General features: G+C 63.0%; 14 protein-coding genes and 1 tRNA gene. 2 read left to right on the forward strand and 13 right to left on the reverse strand.

From position 1 onward, the window contains the following. Positions 1–42 precede the first annotated feature (42 nt). On the reverse strand, positions 43–555 hold the full coding sequence (locus AC5P8R_RS17970) for a hypothetical protein (protein ID WP_032958753.1): 513 nt from the start codon (positions 553–555) through the stop codon (positions 43–45). 82 nt (positions 556–637) lie between these two features. On the opposite strand from AC5P8R_RS17970, the gene AC5P8R_RS17975 reads away from it, so the two are divergent. Beyond that, positions 638–1,264, forward strand: a complete 627-nt coding sequence (locus AC5P8R_RS17975; protein ID WP_495223685.1) for a YiiX/YebB-like N1pC/P60 family cysteine hydrolase — start codon at positions 638–640, stop codon at positions 1,262–1,264. A 54-nt stretch (positions 1,265–1,318) separates the two neighbouring features. Here AC5P8R_RS17975 and AC5P8R_RS17980 read toward each other — a convergent pair whose 3' ends face one another. The 3 genes from AC5P8R_RS17980 to ubiA form a co-directional block, all read right to left on the reverse strand. Beyond that, positions 1,319–1,501, reverse strand: a complete 183-nt coding sequence (locus AC5P8R_RS17980) for a hypothetical protein (protein ID WP_495223686.1) — start codon at positions 1,499–1,501, stop codon at positions 1,319–1,321. Positions 1,502–1,774: 273 nt separating this feature from the next. Continuing rightward, positions 1,775–3,199 carry a short-chain fatty acid transporter gene (locus tag AC5P8R_RS17985; protein WP_495223687.1) on the reverse strand — a complete coding sequence of 475 codons (1,425 nt, stop codon included), beginning with the start codon at positions 3,197–3,199 and terminating at the stop codon, positions 1,775–1,777. Positions 3,200–3,676: 477 nt separating this feature from the next. Then, positions 3,677–4,570, reverse strand: a complete 894-nt coding sequence (ubiA, locus tag AC5P8R_RS17990; RefSeq protein ID WP_495223688.1) for a 4-hydroxybenzoate octaprenyltransferase — start codon at positions 4,568–4,570, stop codon at positions 3,677–3,679. A 149-nt stretch (positions 4,571–4,719) separates the two neighbouring features. Between ubiA and AC5P8R_RS17995 the strand changes: the two genes are divergently transcribed. Then, positions 4,720–4,796: transfer RNA gene (locus AC5P8R_RS17995), tRNA-Arg, on the forward strand. A gap of 126 nt (positions 4,797–4,922) precedes the next feature. Here the strand turns inward: AC5P8R_RS17995 and AC5P8R_RS18000 are convergent. From AC5P8R_RS18000 to AC5P8R_RS18040, 9 genes are all read right to left on the reverse strand, one after another. Next, positions 4,923–5,372 (reverse strand): adhesin, encoded by a 450-nt coding sequence (locus tag AC5P8R_RS18000; RefSeq protein ID WP_495223689.1) that lies wholly within the window; start codon positions 5,370–5,372, stop codon positions 4,923–4,925. Beyond that, complete coding sequence (locus tag AC5P8R_RS18005) at positions 5,369–5,803, reverse strand: hypothetical protein (protein ID WP_495223690.1); 435 nt, start codon at positions 5,801–5,803, stop codon at positions 5,369–5,371. The genes AC5P8R_RS18000 and AC5P8R_RS18005 overlap by 4 nt, the downstream gene beginning before the upstream one ends. 959 nt (positions 5,804–6,762) lie before the next feature. Then, positions 6,763–7,260 (reverse strand): hypothetical protein, encoded by a 498-nt coding sequence (locus AC5P8R_RS18010; RefSeq protein ID WP_495223691.1) that lies wholly within the window; start codon positions 7,258–7,260, stop codon positions 6,763–6,765. A gap of 563 nt (positions 7,261–7,823) precedes the next feature. Continuing rightward, positions 7,824–8,204 (reverse strand): ankyrin repeat domain-containing protein, encoded by a 381-nt coding sequence (locus AC5P8R_RS18015; RefSeq protein ID WP_495223692.1) that lies wholly within the window; start codon positions 8,202–8,204, stop codon positions 7,824–7,826. A 286-nt stretch (positions 8,205–8,490) separates the two neighbouring features. Then, a complete protein-coding gene (locus AC5P8R_RS18020) occupies positions 8,491–8,895 on the reverse strand; it encodes a hypothetical protein (RefSeq protein ID WP_141098646.1) in 405 nt (134 codons plus the stop codon). Between the two features lie 358 nt (positions 8,896–9,253). Beyond that, positions 9,254–9,709: an SEL1-like repeat protein gene (locus AC5P8R_RS18025; protein WP_049420889.1), complete on the reverse strand. Its 456-nt coding sequence runs from the start codon at positions 9,707–9,709 to the stop codon at positions 9,254–9,256. Further along, on the reverse strand, positions 9,706–14,391 hold the full coding sequence (locus AC5P8R_RS18030) for a DUF8616 domain-containing protein (RefSeq protein WP_495223693.1): 4,686 nt from the start codon (positions 14,389–14,391) through the stop codon (positions 9,706–9,708). Before AC5P8R_RS18030 ends, AC5P8R_RS18025 begins: the two co-directional genes overlap by 4 nt. A 315-nt stretch (positions 14,392–14,706) precedes the next feature. Further along, positions 14,707–16,062, reverse strand: coding sequence for a Gfo/Idh/MocA family protein (locus tag AC5P8R_RS18035; protein ID WP_169411271.1), 1,356 nt, complete (start codon positions 16,060–16,062; stop codon positions 14,707–14,709). 65 nt (positions 16,063–16,127) lie between these two features. Then, positions 16,128–19,103 (reverse strand): TonB-dependent receptor domain-containing protein, encoded by a 2,976-nt coding sequence (locus AC5P8R_RS18040; RefSeq protein ID WP_495223694.1) that lies wholly within the window; start codon positions 19,101–19,103, stop codon positions 16,128–16,130. Positions 19,104–19,161 lie beyond the last annotated feature (58 nt).

The raw sequence follows: 19,161 nt of genomic DNA on the forward strand, positions 1-19,161 counted from the left end.
CCTAGCAGCCCCCGCCCGGCCGCGCCTGTGCCGGGACAGGCATCAGATCGACTCATCCTCGCGCTTGACCAGCGTCCAGCAGGGCGACTGCGCGAATGTGTAGGTCTGCTGGTCGCTGCTGTCCGGCGTGCGGATCTGTACCTGTCGTTGCCCATCGGCCAGCGTGCTGACCTGCATCTCGCGGCCCTGCCCGGCCAACGCGGCGGGATCGGGCATCACCGGCCACTCGACATCGGCCAGCGCCAGGCGGCTTTCCACCTTGCGCGGTTCCGGCTCGGCCTCGGCATCGATGTAGCTGTCCAGCAGCGGATCGGCGGTGGCCTTTTCCTGCAGCGCGATCTCGTTGCCGAAGTGCTTCAGGAACGCATCGAACTGCGAGTAGGGGCATTCACCGCTGGCAGGCACCGGTGCGGGCTGGACCGCTGCCGCCGTGGACGACGGCGCGGGATGTGCAGGCGCCACTTCCGTGGGCGTCACCTGGGGCTCGGGCGTGCAGGCAACCAGGGCCACGCCACAGGCAAGCATCAGCACGGCAGCGGAACGGTTTCGACGCATGGGCTCATCCTGAATCCGGTTGGGTCGTCCCATGCTACCGCGCGCCCTACAATTCCGGCACTCCGCCTGTCCGAGACTCTCCATGCGTCGCCTCCTGCTCATGATCTGCCTGCTGTTGCCCGCCCTGTGGCCAGCGCTGGCGATGGCCGTCGATGTCCACGAAGGCGATCTGCTGTTCGTCACCGCCGGCCGCAGCGGCCTCAGTGCGGCCATCGACGATGCCACCGGCAAGCAGGGCGCGCCCAGCTTCGATCACGTCGCCCTGGTCGCTTCCACGCCGAAGGGCTGGGAGGTATTGCATGCGGACGAGAAAGGATCGCGCCGGCAATCGCTGGTCGAGTTCCGCCAGGACGCCCGGGCCAAGCAGCGGCAGATCGTGGTCTATCGCCTGCGGGCACCGCAGCAGGCGGCGATCAAGGATGCGGTCGCCACCGCGCGCATGATGCTGGGCAAGCCGTACAACACGTCGTATGTGTTGAACGAGGACAGCTACTACTGTTCCGACTTCATCGAGCGTGCGTTCCGTGCGCACCATGTGTTCGCGCTGCAGCCGATGAACTTCCGCAATCCGCAGACCGGGCAGATCGCCCAGCACTGGGTCGATCTGTACCGCGGCATGGGCATGGAGGTGCCGCAGGATCAGCCCGGCACCAATCCCAATGACATGTCGGCCGCACCGGCGCTGCAACGCATCGGCGTGCTGGAATAAGCGAAGCCCCGCGCGCGGCGGGGCTTCGGGGGTTGCCCAGGGTGGGTACCGACGTCACTCTTCCTCGTCCTGCCCACCTTGCTGCTGATTGCGCTGGTTGCGCTGCTGCTGTTCCTGCTGTTGTTGCTGCTGCTGGTCGCGGCCACGGCCCTGCTGCTGATCCTGCTGGTTCTGCTGGCCCTGCTGGCCCTGCTGGCCCTGCTGCTTCTGGTTCGGGTTCTGGTTCTGCTGTGCCATGTCCGATCTCCAAAGCCACGCGCGGAATGCGGTGGACGGGGCCATCGTCTGCAGCGAAGAGTTAATCGCGCGTTGGCGGACGGCTACACCTGTGTGTACGCGCGTGAATGAACGCGCGAAAGCCCTTGCGGCACAAGCCGCTGAAGGATTCATGCGGGTTCCGCATGTCCTCATGCCATCCCCAGCGTTGCTCGTATTCATGGCGCTCGCAGCCGGAAACACGCGCTGAACGAGGCTGGTTTCCCGGCGCATGCAGGGAAGCCAGCTCTGCATTCATGGCATCACCGGTGGCACATACGCCAGGGTCATGCCCAGCAGCCACAGCAGGCCCAGCACCAGCGGGATGTGCACCAGCAGCTGGATGAAGGTGAAGCCCACGATGTCGCGCGCCTTCAGGCCCAGCACGCCCAGCAGCGGCAGCATCCAGAACGGGTTGATCAGGTTGGGCAGGGCTTCGGCCGCGTTGTAGACCTGCACCGCCCAGCCCAGGTGCGCCTTCAGTTCGTTGGCGGCCTGCATCACGTACGGCGCCTCGATGATCCACTTGCCGCCACCGGACGGCACGAAGAAGCCCAGCACGGCCGAATAGACGCCCATCACCAGCGCGAACGAATCGGTGCTGGCCACGTGCACGAACAGGCTCGACAGCCGGTGCGCCAGGGTCTGCCCGTCACCGCCAGCGGCGTGGGTGAGGATCATCGCGATGCCGCCGTACAGCGGGAACTGGATCAGCACGCCGGTGGTACTCGGCACCGCCTTGGCCACCGCGTTGAGGAAGCTGCGCGGGCGCCAGTGCAGCAGCAGGCCCAACGAGATGAACAGGAAGTTGTAGGTATTGAGGTTGGCGATGGCGGTGATCACCGGCTTGTTGGCGAACTCGTTGAACAGCCAGCCGAACGCCAGCAGCGAGAGCAGCACGGTCAGCAGCGGGCTGTATTCCAGCCATTCGCCCGGGCGCGTGCGTCGCTGCAGCGGTTGCGGCTCGGCCTGTGCAGCACCGGGGAACTCCTCGGCGGTACGCGCACTACCCGCCGCGGGTGCCGTCAGCCAGGCGATCAGCAGCGAGACCAGGATCAGCACCGAGGTCAGCGCGATCGACTGCCACAGGAAGATGGTTTCGGTGAACGGCAGCACGCCGGTGATCTCCACCAGCCCCGGCGGCATGCTGGCCGGGTTGGCCTGCAGCTGTGCGGCCGAGGAACTGAGCCCCATTGCCCACACCGCACCCAGGCCGAGGTACGCCGAAGCACCGGCGGCGCGGTAGTCCATGCGCAGTTCGGTACGACGGGCCAGCGCACGCACCAGCAGGCCACCGAACACCAGCGAGAACCCCCAGCTGAGCAGCGAGGCGAGCATGCTGACCAGGCCCACGTACACCACCGCACCGCGGCCGGTACGCGGCACCCGGGCGAGGAAATCGATGAAGCGTGCGACCATCGGCGCCGTCGCCACGGCGTAGCCACCGATGACCACGAAGGCCATCTGCATGGTGAAGGGAATCAGGCTCCAGAAGCCGTCACCGAAGGCGCTCGCGGTGGCCTGCGGGGTCGAGCCGAAGCCCATCGCGGCCAGCGCGACGATGACCACGCCCAGCACCGCGAACACATACGCGTCGGGGAACCACTTTTCCGCCCAGGCGGCCGAACGCAGCGCTGCGCGCGCCATCCAGCCGTCCTGTACTGCTGCCGTAGAGGCCATCGCCTACCCTCCCAGGTTCGATGGATCGATTCTGGGCGGTGGGGTGCGGGCTGTCAGCCACCTATTGGTCGTAGGCGGCACAGAACGGTAGTGCCGGCCGCTGGCCGGCAACCTCGGGATCGCGCACGGGTGCAGCCGGCCAGCGGCCGGCTCTACCAGATCCAGGCATCATCGCAGGTGGTGGAAGGCGGTGGTGCCGGCCGCTGGCCGGCAACCTCGGGATCGCGCACGGGTGCAGCCGGCCAGCGGCCGGCTCTACCAGATCCAAGCATCATCGCAGGTGGTGGAAGGCGGTAGTGCCGGCCGCTGGCCGGCCACTTCGGGATCGCGCACGGGTGCAGCCGGCCAGCGGCCGGCTCTACCAGATCCAAGCATCATCGCAGGTGGTGGAAGGCGGTAGTGCCGGCCGCTGGCCGGCAACCTCGGGATCGCGCACGGGTGCAGCCGGCCAGCGGCCGGCTCTACCAGGCCTTGGGATCAACGCAGCGCCAGGTCCGCGGCGATGCCGGCAAACAGCGCGGCACCCACCCAGTTGTTGTGCAGGAACGCCTTGAAGCACGGGCCGCGTTCGCGGTTGCGGCAGATCCAGAACTCGTACACCACCAGCGCGGTGGCCACGGCCACGCCGGCCAGGTAGTACCCGCCCAGCCCGCCGCGCACGCCGACCAGCGCCATCGTGGCCAGGAACAGTGCGTACAGCACGCCCTGGATGACCAGGTCGAGATCACCGAACAGGATCGCGGTGGAGTGCGAGCCCATCTTCAGGTCGTCCTCGCGGTCGACCATGGCGTACCAGGTGTCGTAGGCGGTGGACCACAGGATGTTGCCGGCATACAGCAGCCAACCCAGCATCGGCACCTCGCCCTGCACGGCGGCGAACGCCATCGGGATGCCCCAGCCGAACGACATGCCCAGGTAGACCTGCGGCAGATGGGTGTAGCGCTTCAGGTACGGATAGCTGGCAGCCAGGAACACGCCGATGAAGCTCAGGCCGATGGTCAGCCTGTTCAGGGTCAGCACCAGGCCGAACGCCACCAGCATCAGTACGGCGAACAGCGCCAGCGCGGCGCGGCCGCTGATCGCACCGGTGGCCAGCGGCCGCGCCTTGGTGCGCTCCACATGCGGGTCGAGCCAGCGGTCGGCGTAGTCGTTGATGACGCAACCGGCCGAGCGGGTCAGCCACACGCCGGCGGTGAACACGAACAGCGTCCACAGCGGCGGCAGGCCGCCCGCGGCCAGCCACAACGCCCACCAGGTGGGCCACAGCAGCAGCAGCGTGCCGATCGGGCGATCAGCGCGCATCAGACTCCAGTAATGCCGCCAACGCGGCGTCGCCGGCGACTGCGGCGAAGTGAGGGGGGTATCAGCCATGGCGATAGGATACTCCTGCCCCTCTGGCAGGGCTTTGCCCGTGGGGGGAGATTTGTTCGGCGAAACTGGATAGAATGCCGGTCCCGCACCGCTTCATGGCGTTGCGATGCCCGCCCCGGCACCGGCCGACGGCGCGGCGGTTCTACAACGCGCCCGTAGCTCAGCCGGATAGAGTAGTGGCTTCCGAAGCCATTGGTCGGGGGTTCGAATCCCTCCGGGCGCGCCATTTTTCCTTCATTGCCTGTACGCAGCGTCCCAACTGGGCGATGCTGCGATGTCGCGAGGAATCCGGCTCGCCTGCGGCGGAAGCTAGGGCGATGGTGGCCATGCATCCGGCACGCCGCCAGGAATGTCAGGGAATGAACGTTGCCGAGCGATGCTCGCAACCGGCTGCATCCCGTACCACCATGGAGTACTCCTCACCCGCGCTGGATTGCCCGGGCAGGAACAGGCCATCACCGTCGAAAAAAACGCTCTGCTGTTCACCCTGTCCGATCGACAGCCCGATCGCTCCCGGCGTGATTTCCTCAAGGATCACGTTGTGAGGCCGCCAAGCATCCTCGCCTGTGCGCCTCATCTCTGCGCGAGCGGTCCTTGAGTTCAACCTGCGTCTCTCATCCACCCACAGCTGAAGCGGCTGATCAGCATTGTGGGTGATCTGGAAGCGCCCGTAGGTCAGTCCGTCGACTCTCTCGGTGCCGACGTAGGTGAGATGGGCCGGCGGACACTTCGTGGTGCGGTTCGGATGCGCCGCACAGGATGTCAGTGCAACCACGAGGCAAAAGGCAGTCAGGCGCTTCATGGGTTCGAGGCCTGATGTGGGTTGTTGTCGCGGCGGCAAGCGGCAGTGAGGGCAACCAGCACTGCGCCCCAGAGCGGCGTGAGCAGCACGACGCTCATCACCGTCAGCGAAACCGGTACCTGCCAGAGCAGCGATGGGCTGAATCCGCTGAATCTATAGGCTTCCAGTACAAGCACCACGACCTGGGCCAGAAGGCCCGCGAGCAGCCCCAAGCCAGCCCCCTTGGCAAGCCGCCTGATCGTCAGGCGGTCAGCGGCAGGAACCCGTACGCCAATTCCCAGCAACAGAAGGCTGACGGCATACAGCCAGAAGAAGACTTGATGTGAGTCGAAGGCGTAAAGCGCCCTGCCCACAAAGTGCAGGAACAGCCAGAGTGCTCCACACGACACCGCGTAGGCCAGCCCGTACCGAAGAATCTGCCTGGCTTTCATCTTGTACCTCTCCGAGGGCGTGCAGACCGATCGCGTTCTTTTGTGGAGGAGTGCGGGAGCTCATGCACCTTGCCTCCCGCTTGGCGCCCTACTCGCGCAACGCATCGCGCAGCGCTCGAGAGTACCTGCCTGCCTCCAGCGTTCGCAGCTGGGCCAGTGGAATCCGATACCTCCTGAACAGTGCGGCCAGTTCTCTTGCAAGCCCCTGGAGCGGAGCGCGTCGAACAATATTGATGAGACCTTTTCCAAGGTATCCAAATTCATCTTCATACTAGACGCCGAATTCGAGTTTCTTAAGGCCAGGCTGGCACTGAGAAGAAGATTGCGACTGCCGGCCCACAGCGGGCATCTGCGCCCCCCCCCAACAGTGGAGGTCATACGGAGAATATCTGAAAATCACTATCTGCATATTTCCCGCGCCCTGCCGAGAACTGCCGCACTTGCCCGTCCGACTTCGAGCTTCCGTATCAATCCAGCACATTCAGGCCGATCCCCAGTTTTCGCTCCATAGATCACGGGCTCACCCTTCCTATCTACTCCGTCCAAATAGAGCACTGCGCAATCACCAGCGATCGTACCAATGCGCACCGCACGAACCTTCTCGATACTGGCGTCTGGACCGGCTGCACCCTCGCACATCCCACCGTAATACGCACTACTCAGTTCCGCGTAGATGGGTTTCAGCTGCAGCTCCCCTAAGCGGTCATTCTCGCATGCGCTCAGGGCGAGCACACAGACGGACGCGACAGACAAAGCGCGCAGGAAGAAGCCTTTGGCATCGAGAGAACTCCTGAGCAACCCCGATTTCCTTTGACTGTTTTCCATTACCTCCCCAGAACGATCTGCTCGAACGCATTGGTCGCGCTGCGCCGATCTCCCTTGCGGTTGCCGAGCGCGCCATTGGTCGCACACCTGGCGTCATCCGCCAGGCAGTAGGCGGAGCTCGGCGCTTCAGCGCACTATAGCGCCGCCGAGCATCGACCGAATACGTTGGCGGGCTTCTCCCGAAGGCTCACGGTAACCACCCGTTGCTTCCGCTCACCGCAGCCCCCCATCACCCCATACATGATGAGAAGTCCCTTGTCGTTGACGTAGCCGATGAACTTGCCCCTACTTTCATCCGAAGCGGCCCTGACGAAGTAGACGCTCTCCCCGGGCGCTGGCTTCAGGTCACTCAACGGCATTGGACCGATCTTCCCTTTAACCTCTGATGCCGATACCACGGCCAGCGAATGCTTCAACATCCACTCCGCAATGGCTGCTTCACTATCAGGATCAAGCGTGGAAATGCGGTCAAGCGGCAGAGTCGTTGAATTGCCAGGGAAAATCGCATCGGACGAAACATCTACCCAGTCCGACTTCCATTCCGTATGTTGAAACTGGTGAATGCTGCAGCCCCCTAGCATTGGCAAGAGCAGCACCGCTGCACGCAAGATACCAGCCTTCGGCATAGACATGAAAGCCCCAGAAAGGGCCGGCCAAATGCTAATTATCATCTGCAACCCGTTCTGCAAAATGATCTATGATTTGTACCTCGTGCCCAAGATGGCATGTCATTTCTTGACTTCCCTATCATGGGCTGGCGCTTGGCGTGTCGCTACTCTGCCCCGGGTTTGCGGCAGCGTGCGTAGTCGAAACACCCGGCCTGCGCGCATAACTGTAATCGGGATCCCGGCAAGCGCGCACGATTGGACTTCGTGCGTGCCTGATCACGCCCGGGAACCAGCACAGCACCAGCACTACCAGACAGATCGTTCCCAGCCGTACCCATTCACCCGCGACACTGGCCCCGATCAGCGGCAATGCCGCCACCAGGATGACGACCTGTGTGTACAGAAGATAGAGCGTGTACGTGCCCAACCGCGGGTCTGAACGAAGCTCGACGCGACACCTCCGGCAGGACATCTTTGCTTGACGCCTTCCAGCAAATCGCAGGGGAAAGCGCTGCCCGCTGGCGCCACAAAGTGGACAGATGAAGGTCATCAGGCGCATCGGTAAAACCTCTTTTCAGAAGTTTCCATCAGCAGGTTCCATCTGCTGCGTCGACCATACGCACCACATCATCAAACCTCGGGTCCTGGCACATCATTTCCAGTGGTGTCCGATCAAGCTCATTCCGTGCGTGTGGGTCTGCACCACACCATAGGAGATAGGCCGCAGCCGCGACGCTGCCATGTGCCACCGCGCTTGCCAGCGGCGTCAGATCAAGATCACCACGCACATCGATGGTGGTCACGAAGGGCATCAATGCGCTGAGGAGGGCCACATCGTTGTAATAGGCCACCACATGCAGGGGCGTGTCCTCATAGGCCCCTTGGGTCTCCGGACAAGTCAGCACCGTATCGCCGAAGTCAGTGCCGACACCGAGCCGGGAAAGCAGTTCGCTGAGTACAGGATCCATGATGTTCATCGGGCTGCACGCACGGTAGAGCCCATTGCGTTGGCCCGATGGTGGTCCGTCCTGTAATCCATCTCTCCGTCAGCTCCGTGTCGACCTAGATGCCCCGCAGCCCGCACCCACTCAAGCCAGGCGGAGCGTGCGTCGTGGAGCGATACCCTCAACAGATCACTCCGCACCCACGATGGATTCGCGTGGAAATGAAAATTCCGTCCCCATCCGGCGTATCCGTCTGCTGTTGCCCCCGGTGATCGATAGCTCGATCGCCCCGGGAAGCTCTGCTCAGGAATCATGATTTGACAGGAATCAACCGGCCTTCCCAAGTGCCCTCTACTAGAAGTGCAATCTCTGCGCCGACAGAGGCCTCAATGAAGACCAAGGTGTCACCATCGACAATTTCCCGGGCAGCCACTGGGTCTAGACCAAGGAGGAAGCAACACCGCTGGAATTCAAAGGAATCATCCTTTCGATTGAAGACCTTAAGATCGAGCACGACATTCTGGCTAGAGAAACCATCAATGCTCGCCTTCCTGACTCGACCAAAGACCAAATCATAGGATCCCTGCACAGAGTCATCGAACAGAGAAACAGTCACTCCGGACACCGGATCAAGACGAATTCCAGCTAACTGGAGATCATGAATATCAATACTCACAAGTTCCTTCTCTTTGGCCAATGCTACAAGCTGGCTCAACAGCTGCAATCTCTGCCCCGCCCGCAAGCACACCAACAGAACGCTCGCAAATGAAATTCCCACTTCCCTATTCCCACCTCAGACCCACTCACTTAAGAATCTTCAAAGCGCTCCTGAGCACCCTCCGAAGACCTTGGCAGGCCTCTTATTCAGGCTCACAGCAACCACTTCGATGCACTTGCTCCCCACAACGTCCCATTACCCCGTACAAGATGAGAATTCCATTGTCATTCCCATCTATTGACATACGACCGGTAGCCGAAAGCCCACGCCCATCCTCTGCGCACCATGTGAGCCTGGGGACTTAGTGCGTAGCTGGACGTTGTTAGCCCTCAATCGGCAAGTGACCTCTCTCTCCCTATCGTTTACTACCGCATCGTTGAGCTGCTATGCGGGCCGCTTGCTCAAGTTCAGAGTCCGCGCCTCTCACCCCCTTCAACGCGGCACTCTTGAGCCATGCGTATGCCTCACTTGATGACGCGCAGTCCTTCTTGTCCTTCAACATGAAGAACACGTTGTACTGTGCAATCGGGTGCCCCAGTGCTGCGGCATAGACAAGCCACATGTGGGAGCTGCCAGCCGTGCCTCTGCCCTCGAAGTGGCGTGAGATTCGAAACGCTGCCTCAGCGTCGCCCGCGTCTGCGCGGCCAGTCAACGCAAGTAGCTGCTTATCATCAAGCTCAGCGCCACTATCCGTCGCGATCGAGCCGTCAAGCTCAACCACCGGCCTTTCCGGCTGAGGGGGCACCTGTGCATTTACATACCCTGCACCCACCAGATACAGGAGAAGACCAGTCTTCTTGAACATGCTCATTTGACCCCACCCTCCTTCATGAAATTCACCCACTCTCCAGGATTGCTTTTATCTTTCTTCCCTTCAGGTGTTTTTCCATAGTTTCCTTGATCCGGATACAAAGGATCGTTCTTTGCCCAGGTGTACTCGGTAGGCGCCTGAATCGTCATATTCAGCGCCTTAGATAGCTGCTGAGCTGGGATCGGCCCACCATTTACCGACTTACCTGTTCGACAGGAATAGAGCCTGATATACAGATACTTTGAAAGATCTGCATCGCGTCGAATTGACTGCGCCAGCGATTCAACAGACATGCTTCTACCATCCGGCCCTATGAAGTTATTTCCGTTGTGGTGAATGCTAATGGTAAGCATATTCGGGGGCGACGGAATCATTTTATTGCCCAGATAAGAATCAGGATTGTCGTGGGGTGGAATATAGTTTAGGTCGGTAAGCCCGTGAGGGTCGACCCGCCTTGCCGGGGAAGCGCTAGCGTACCCATAGGTCGAGATCCCCCCCATCAACCCAATCGGATCACTCTGCGAATACCGCCCCACAGCCGGGTCGTATTCACGCTGGTAGTTGTAGAACAACCCACTCACATCCGTCGCCTGCTGGCCCGGAAAACGCAACGCCAGCTCGAACACCACACCATCGCCATCCGGGTCGGTACTCGGAATCTGGTTGCCGAACACTTCGCTCTTGTTGCTCCACTCCCAGATCGCCACATCGCGCGCCGGGTCGATCACTACGCGCGGTGTGCCCAGGTGATCCGGCTGCACGTAGGCAAGTTCCGGCACGCCGGTAGCCGGCATGTTGATCAACGCCACCGGGTAGTTGTCCAGCCAGATGGCCTGCTGCTCCGCCTGGCCTGTGGCCGAGTAGTTGCCCAGCCACTGCCCTGCTTCGTCGTACAGGGTGATCTGCGCTGCACCACCGGCCGGGGTACGCAGCACGCGCTCGCCGCGGTGGTTGTAAACGTAGCTCTCCAGTGTGGCGTTACCCTGCTTCACCGCGTTCATGCGGTTGGCATCGTTGTAGGTGAACGCCTTGCTGCCAATACTGGTGGTATTGCCCGCTGCGTCATGGCTGCGTGCCTCGCCATCCACAGCAGTCAGGCGATGGCTGGTTGCGGGATAAGTGTAGCTGGCCGTGCCTGCCGAGGTGGTCAGCGCGGTGCGATTGCCGGTGGCGTCATAGGCATAGGTCTCGATCGGGGTGCCGGTCGTGCCGTCCTGGGTCTGGGTCAGGCGACCCAGCGCGTCATAGGCGTACTGGGCCAGCAACGTCGAGCCTGTGCCGTTCTTCAGCTCGGTGATCGAACCGACGGGATCGTAGCCATAGCCCAGCGACAGGCCACCGGCGGCCGGGTCATGCACCGCCTGCGGGCGGTAATCCAGATCCAGCGGACGCTGCAGCTGGCGGCCGTTGCCGTAGGTCCAGCCGGTCGCCGGGCCGAAGGCCGCATAGGTCACGTTGTTCACCACGATCTGGCGCGCCTGACCAAGCCGGGTCAGGCCGATCTGGCTGATGCGGCCCTGGGTATCGCGCACGTAGTCAGCCACGCTGCCGTCGGGGTAGGTCAACGCGGTCAGGCGGCCCGACTTGCTATAGGCGTAGCGCAGCGTGCTGGCAACGCCGTTGACGGTCTGTACCTTGCGGGTGACCTGGCCGAAGCGGTCATGGCAGTACTGGGTGCTGCCATTGGCATGCAGCACCTGCCCAAGCCGTCCCTTGGCGAAGCGCTCGTCGGCGGCACAGGCGGCAGGCGCCACGTCATAGCTGTAGCCCACGTCCAGATTGGGGTCCGGATAGGCGATGCCGATCAGGCGGTTGAGCCCATCGTAGTGATAGGTGGCGGTGACGCCGCGTGCATCGGTGGCCGTCTTGCGATTGCCGGCGGCATCCACGGTGAAGCTGCTGGCACCGCTGTCCGGGCTGACTTGCCCGGTCAGATCACCGAAACCGTTATAGGCATAAGTGGTGTGCAGGCCCTTCGGGTCGGTGACCTGGGTGACCTGGTCCAGCGCGTCGTACTGGCTGCGGATCTCCGCCGCGACGCCACCAACGTCCTGCAGGATTTGCGCCAGGCGGTTGAGCGGGTCGTACTGCTGGCTGGTCACGCGCTGCAGGGCGTCGGTCACCGTCTGCGGGTTGCCGTTGGCATCGTAGGTAAAGCCGGTGGCGTGATTGCCTGCGTCCTTCAGTGCGGTCAGCTGGCCGAGTGTGTTGAACGTCCGTGCCAGGGTACGGCGCAGCGTGCCGCCTGCATCCAGCGTGTCTTCCTTGAGGCGATTGCCGGCGTTGTCCAGCGCATAGTGAATGGTGTTGCCCGCACTGTCCGCGATATCCGTCAGCCGCTGGGCGGCGTCGTAGACATAGGTGACGCTGCTGCCGTCAGGCTCGGTGACCTGTTGCACCTGGCCGGTCGGCCAGTAGCTGATCTGGGTCATCCGATCCTCGGCTGTGGTGGCACCGCGCACGGTGACCGAGGTCGGCCAGCCGCGGGCATGGTAGGTGTAATCGGTGACCACGCCGTTGGCATCCTTGACCGACAGCGGCCTTCCGAAAGCGTCGTAGGCCAGGGTCTCAACCGTCTGGCCGAGCGCATTGGTCACACTGCGCAGGTCGCCCTTGCGATAACTGCAGGCACCATTGCCCGCGCATCCCGCGTCGTCCGCAGTGTAGTAGGCATAGGTGGAGACATCTGCCACATCACTGCGTGGGCCATCCACGCTACGCAGCAGTCCCACCAGCGGGCACTCCGGCCCTTCGGCCTCACAGTAGGTCTGCGTGGTGATGCGGGTATCACCGGTCACCCTGTCGCGCACGGTGATGGTGGTCGGCTGGAGGCGTGCATTGCGCGCGATGCGGATCTCACGGTTACCGACGGTCTGCTGCACCAGCCGATTGCTGTCCATGGCCACGCGCGTTTCGCTGACGCGCTGATCCGGAGTACCGGCCGCTTCGGTGGTGGTGGTCACGCTGACGGTGCCTGCGACAGCGTCGCTGGCCTCCGCATAGGCGTAGTTGGTGACGACACCACGGCGGTCGGTCGCCGACTGCAGCCGACGCCGGAAATCGGTGCCCTCGGGCAGATAGGTGCGAGTGATGCTGCCATTGCTTTCGGTGATGCCATTGACCTTGCGCGGAAGGCCACTGGTGCCGCTGGCGGTCAAGGCGTAGGTGCTCTGCTTGCCCAGTGCGTCGGTGACGATGGTGGTGCCTGCCGGGGTGTACTCCAGGCGCACGCCATCAATGCCCACGTCGGCTTGGCTGCAATCGCCGGAATGGCGGCTGCAGGTGACTCGCCCTTGCGTGTCATAGCCGTACCAGCTGTAGCGCTGGTTGTCTTCGGCGGTCACGCCGGTCAGGTAGCCCGGGAAGCGGGCATCCTCATAATGATACGTACGGCTGGCACCGTCTGCATAGGTCGCGGTGATCAGTTCCCCGGCCGGGGAGTAGGCGTAGCTCACCACAGGCTGGCCGGCGATCACCAGGGCCGAGATCAGTGAATCGTCGCCCGGCGCGAGGTACTGGACGTCCACGCGTCGGCCGGTTGAATGGGTGATGCTGAGCAGGCGGCCGCGGCCGTCGTGTGCATAGGTCAGCGACGTTCCGTCTTCGAAATCGCGGCGCTGCATCAAGCCATCAGCATCAAAATGAATGCGCTCTCCGGCACGTGAAAGTTGCCAGTTGGTGCCCTGCTGGACCGCGCGATCGCCGCTTCCGTCGATGGCTTCGTAGCTTGCCCCCACTTTCTGGAATGCGGTCTGCCCGCCATCGGCGCCGATCAGCCCAACTTTCAGTTCGGGGCTGGGAGGGAAGGTGGAATCGTCTACGCCTGCGGTAAGCCGCAGATTGTGGGAATGGGTCCAGCCCGTGCCCAACGCGCCACCCGCCGTGCTTGTCAGGGAGTGATAGTGGCGTTGGAAGTTCACCCATCCAAGGTTGAAATCCGGCTCAGGCTGGGATTTATCGCCAGTGGTCGGGTCACACGGGTTACCAACGGGACACTGCTGCGGCGGCAGCGGCGCGCTTGTGTAGGAGAGCATGGGCGACATGTGCGGCTCGTCCTGCTGGACCAGTGAGCACATCTGCAGGGCCTCATTCCACGTCAGGGACGGTCGATTCGGACAAAGCGCCGTTCTGGCCCGGCGCACACGCTCCCACCCCACTATCGACGAGCATTCTTGAGTGCTCTGATGATAGAAGTTCAAGGTGTAATGGAAATCCTTCTCCTCGTTGGTGACGCTACCGTCGTCGCCCCTGCCAAGTCCAAGGAGCTCCACCCAAGGATCCTCCGTGAGTGAAGTCGCCGGGCACTGCGGGTCGCTGACGCGGGTAGCGAGGATCACGCTACGAATCTGATCTTCGGAGGAGTACTCCTGCCCTGAGTGGATGTAGACCCAGTCGGTAGTAACGATCTTCTCGGGTCTGACCCGGTAGTCGTAGATGACCTTCTTTCCAAGGACGCGTTGGCGTTTGACATGCCAATCGAAGGGTTTGTCCTTTTCGTACTGGGAAAAGAGCGACCTGATGTCCTTCTGCACCGCCGCTTCGGTGGCTCGCGGCTGGCCCATCGACAGGTAGCTCTCCCACTTCTTCTGCACCTCCTGCGCCTGCGCAGCCCAAGGAGCCAGGCTCCCTAGCGCGATCATCGCCAGTGCGGCACACGAAATGGTCTTCAGTCGTTCCAACATCCCTGTTCTCCTTCCTGGACGAACACAGCTCCGGCGGGAACGAGAACGTGGGGCAGCTGCCTCGCCACGTCATGCTTCGGATCGTCCCTGGTCCGGAATGCGGCCTGACCGCATGGAGGACGTTATCTCCGATGTGGTTTACACATTCAAGTCAGAAACTGTGGAGTGGGTCGGATTTCAGAGTTTTCTGATAAAGCGAGCGGCCGACCGCACAAGCAGCCGGGCGTGGGCTCGGCTCTACAAGGCGAATGCCCACAGAAACAGAAACGCCGGGCATGGCCCGGCGTTTGCATCACAGCAGGGAAGGGATAAACCTCAGTACTTCCCGTCGAACGCGAAGATCGGCTTGCGCGTCTTCCACGCACCAGCAGTAAAGTCCGGGAACTCCAGCGTCTGGAAGCCGTTGGCGATCGACTGCTCGCTCAACGGGGTAATCGCACTCCAGGTCACCGCGTCGTAGATGTCGATCGGCATCGGTGCCTTGGCCTTCAGCGCTTCCACAAATGCATGGATGACGAACCAGTCCATGCCACCATGGCCGGCACTGGCGGCAGTGTCGGCATTCTGTTTCCACAGCGGGTGCTCGTACTCGTCCTGGTACTTCTTGAACTCTTCCCACTGGTGCGGCGGGCTGCGGCCTTCGATGTGGATCGAATGGTTCACGTCCATCCACAGGCCCTTGGTGCCTTGCACACGGAAACCCATTGAATACGGGCGCGGCAGCGAGGTGTCGTGCTGCAGCAGGATGGTCTCGCCGTTCTCGCAGGCCAGCGTGGTGGTCACGATGTCGCCGAGCTTGAACTTCACCTTGGTGCTGGGGTGGGTGGTGCCGCCACTCTTGGCCACGGTGTATTCGTGCAGGCCGCGTGCCTTGGTCGCGAAGGCGTTGATGTGGGTGAAGCGGTTGCCACGGTTGATGCCGGTGTACATCGCGCACGGGCCGATGCCGTGACTGGGATACAGCTCGCCGTTGCGCTCCACCGAATGCTCGGTGCGCCAGCGTGCTTCGCTCCAGCCCTTGGGACCGAACTCCACGCCGCTGTCGTAGGGCTGGTTGGGATCGCCGGAATTGAACTTCACGCCGCGCAGGTCGTGCTGGTAGCCGGCCTGCAGATGCACCAGTTCGCCGAACAGCCCCTGGCGCACCATCTGCAACGCCGCCATCACGTCGCGACGGTAGCAGACGTTCTCCAGCAGCATGTACGGGGTGCCGGTGCTCAGCTGGGTCTTCAGCACGTCCCAGTGGTCCTGCAGGGTGATGCCGGCCACCACTTCGCAGCCGACGGCCACGCCGGCCTGCATCGCGGCTATCGACATCGGTGCGTGGTATTCCCACGGCGTGGCGATGATCACGCCATCGATGCCCTTCTGTTCCAGCAGGCGCTTCCACGCGTTGGTGTCGCGGTCCTGGCCATAGGTCTTCGGCGCGGGCTTGCCGGCCTTCGCCACCATCTCTGTGGCACGGCCCAGCATGATCGGCTCGATGTCGCACAGGGCAACCACTTCGACGTCGTCGCGACGCACCAGCTCCTTCAGCAGCACCAGCCCGCGCATGCCGGTGCCGATCATGGCCAGACGCACCTTGCGTCCGCGTGCCCAGGCGGGGGTCTGCGGCAGCAGGCTGCTGGCGGCAACAGCGGCACTGGCCGCGATGAATTCCCTACGCTTCATGGCAAACATCTCTCCTCTTGGCAGCGTGCCGGCCGCAGCCGGCACGCCAGGTCACGCAAACGGAATTACTTGAACCGGTAGCCGATGGTCACACTGTAACCACGACCGAAGATGGTTGCGTAGTCACTGGAGTCACCCAGGAAGCTGTTCGGATCGTAGAACGGCAGGCGGTTGAACAGGTTCTTGACGGTGAAGCTCAGGTTCCACGCATCGTCCGGGCGCCAGGTGACGCTCATGTTGGCGGTCCACCACGACGGTGCACCATCGCACTTGCTCTTCTGCAGGGCCAGGTAGCCGCCGGTGCAGGTTTCCTTGTTGTTGCTCTCTTCGTCGATCTGGTCGGTGGCCCACTTGGTGCCGCCGACATAGTTGACGAACATGCTGGTGGTCACCTGCTTGTAGGTCCAGTCGGCATTGAGCGTGGCGCGCAGGCGCGGATTGTTGTAATAACCCACAACGTCGCCGTAGTACCAGCCGTTCTCCGCGTCCATGTAGAAGCGGTTGCGGTTGGCGATGGTGGCGGCCAGGCCGATGTTCAGGTTGCCCCAGTCGCCCAGCGAGAAGCGGCTGCGCGCATCGATGTCGAAGCCGTCGATCAGGGTCTTGCCGCGGTTCTTGTACTGGCCGACCACGCTGGCCACGTTGCCGGCGGAGTAGCCCGGCAGAGTGGCCGGGCAGCTCACGCCGCTGGCCGGATCGGCGCACATTGCCGCCAGCTGGGCCAGGTTGGCACGGTCGCTGTCGGTGATCGGCGAGCGCGACATCGAGATGATGTCTTCCATGCGGCGATAGTCCGGCGCGACGATTTCGTTGTTGCGGTAGATGAACCAGTAGTCGGCCGACACCGACAGCCAGCTGGCCGGCTCGTAGACAAAGCCGAGGGTGGCGATCTTCGCCTTCTCCGGCTTCAGGTCCTTGTTCGGCTGGGTCATGCGCGCCACGGTACGGCTGCAATCGACGTTCAGCAGGCTCTTGCCCAGATCGACATCGCCCGGCCGCTGCGACTTCAGCAGCAGGTTGGCGATGGCGTTGGTCTCGTTGCAGCGCAGCTCGTCACGGAAGCCGCCGAGCTGGGCGAACACGCCACCGTTGCCGGACTCGGCCAGGCTCGGTGCGCGGAAGCCGGTGGAGTAGGTACCGCGCAGCATAAGCTGGTCGAACGCCTGGTACTTGAAGCCGATCTTGGGCGCGATGTTGGCGCTGAAGTTCGGATACTTGTCCACACGCACTGCGGCATCCAGCTCCAGCTTGTCGGTGATCGGCGCCACGGTCTCGGCGAACAGCGCGTAGGTGTTGCGCTTGCCGTCGAACCACGAGCCGCCCTGCTGGGTGATCAGGCCGTTGGCTGCATCGGCGTTGCCCGGGGTGTAGAAAGTTTCGCGGCTGGCGTTGAAGCCGAATGCGGCGCGCATCTCGCCGGCCGGCAGCTGGAACAGCGGGCCTTCGATCTTGCCGTCCAGGGTGTGCAGGCGGGTCCACGACTGGATGTCGAAGGTCGGGAACGCTTCACGGATCAGCGCGGCGTTGGCGTCGCTGATCTCGCCGAACTTGTACGCCGGATGGTCGGAGATGATCACCCGACCGGTACCTGGATCGATCGTGTATGGGCCGAAGGCCTTCTCGAAGCCCTTGGTGTTGACGTTGATCGTCTGGTAGGTGGTGGAGTGGGTACCCGCGCTGGCGAATGCGGTTTCCCAGTTCCAGTCGCCCCGGTTGCCACGCGCACCGGCCAGCACGCGGTAGCTCTTGTCGGTATTGCGCTGGCCGAAGTAGTTCGCGCCGGCATCCTGCAGCAGGTAGTTCAGGCCGACCACGCCGCCCATCATGGCCTTCAACTGCGGGCTGGCGTGGTTGTACTCGTTGTTGGGGCCCAGGAACGGATACAGGAACTGGTTGACGGTGTTGCCGGTGTTGCGCGAGAACCAGCTGGTCGGGTTACCGGTCGTGGTGCCATAGGTGCGCGGCGTGCCGCCGTTGGCGCGCAGGTCGATGTCGGTATAGGTCGCCTCGGCGAAGATCTCGGTGTTGTCACCGACCAGGAAGGTGCCGTTGAGGTAGGCGGTGTTGCGCTCGGACTTGGCGCCGGCATCGATCTCGTTGTTCATCCAGGTTTCCCAGACGCAACGCGGGCCGGCCGCTTCACTGGTCAGCACGTTCCTGCAGCCCGGCGCAGCTTCCTGCACGCGGCGGCCGGTGACCGGATCGAAGGCGAAGTAGGTGCCCGGGTTGAACTCGCCCGGCTTGCTGCCCACGCCCAGGCGCAGGTTGTTGAGGTAGTTCGGGTTGTTGACGTAGTACTGGTCCGGACGCTTGTCGTAGAAATCGCTCAGCGGAATCGCGTCGCGACGGTACATGTTGACCGCGCCATAGATATTGAAGCGGTTCTCGGCCAAGTCACCGAAGCCGGCGGTGATGCTGGCCTGGCGCTCACCGTAGGAATCGATGCGCGAGGAGGTGTCGTTGGTGAAGCTGATCTCGGCACCCTGGAAGTTGCGCTTGGTGATCACGTTGATCACGCCGGCCACCGCGTCGGTACCGTACACGGCCGACGCGCCGTCGGTCAGCACTTCCATGCGCTCGATGGCCGCCGCCGGGATCGCATCGATGTTGACGAACTGGGTCTGGAAGCCGGCCGGCGCACCGTAGTACGACAGGCGGCGACCGTTCAGCAGCACCAGCGTGCCCTGTGCGCCGAGCCCGCGCAGGTTGGCCTGCGAGGCACCATCGGAACCGGTGAACAGCGAGCGCGCATCCTGCTGCGCAGGGCGTGCGGCCGGCAGGTTGTCGAGCACCTGCAGCAGCGTGCGCGCACCCATGTTCTGGATGTCCTGCTTGCTGATCACCTGCACCGGCGAGGCGGTTTCAACGTCGGTGCGGCGGATGTTGGAACCGGTGACCTCGATGCGGGCCAGGTCGGTGGCCTTGTCCTTGCTCTCTTGGGCGAAGGCGGGAACGGCGACCGACAGCAGCACGCCGGCGATGGCCAGCGTCAGCGGAGCGATCGAGCGACAGGGGGGGCGGTGGTGGCGGGCGGGCAACATCGGGGTTCTCTCCTGGCAGGGGTGCGGCGCAAAAAGTGAGCGCGTGGGCGTTCGGCGG

The sequence above is a fragment of the Stenotrophomonas sp. YJH_SMC_73 genome, from assembly GCF_059370155.1.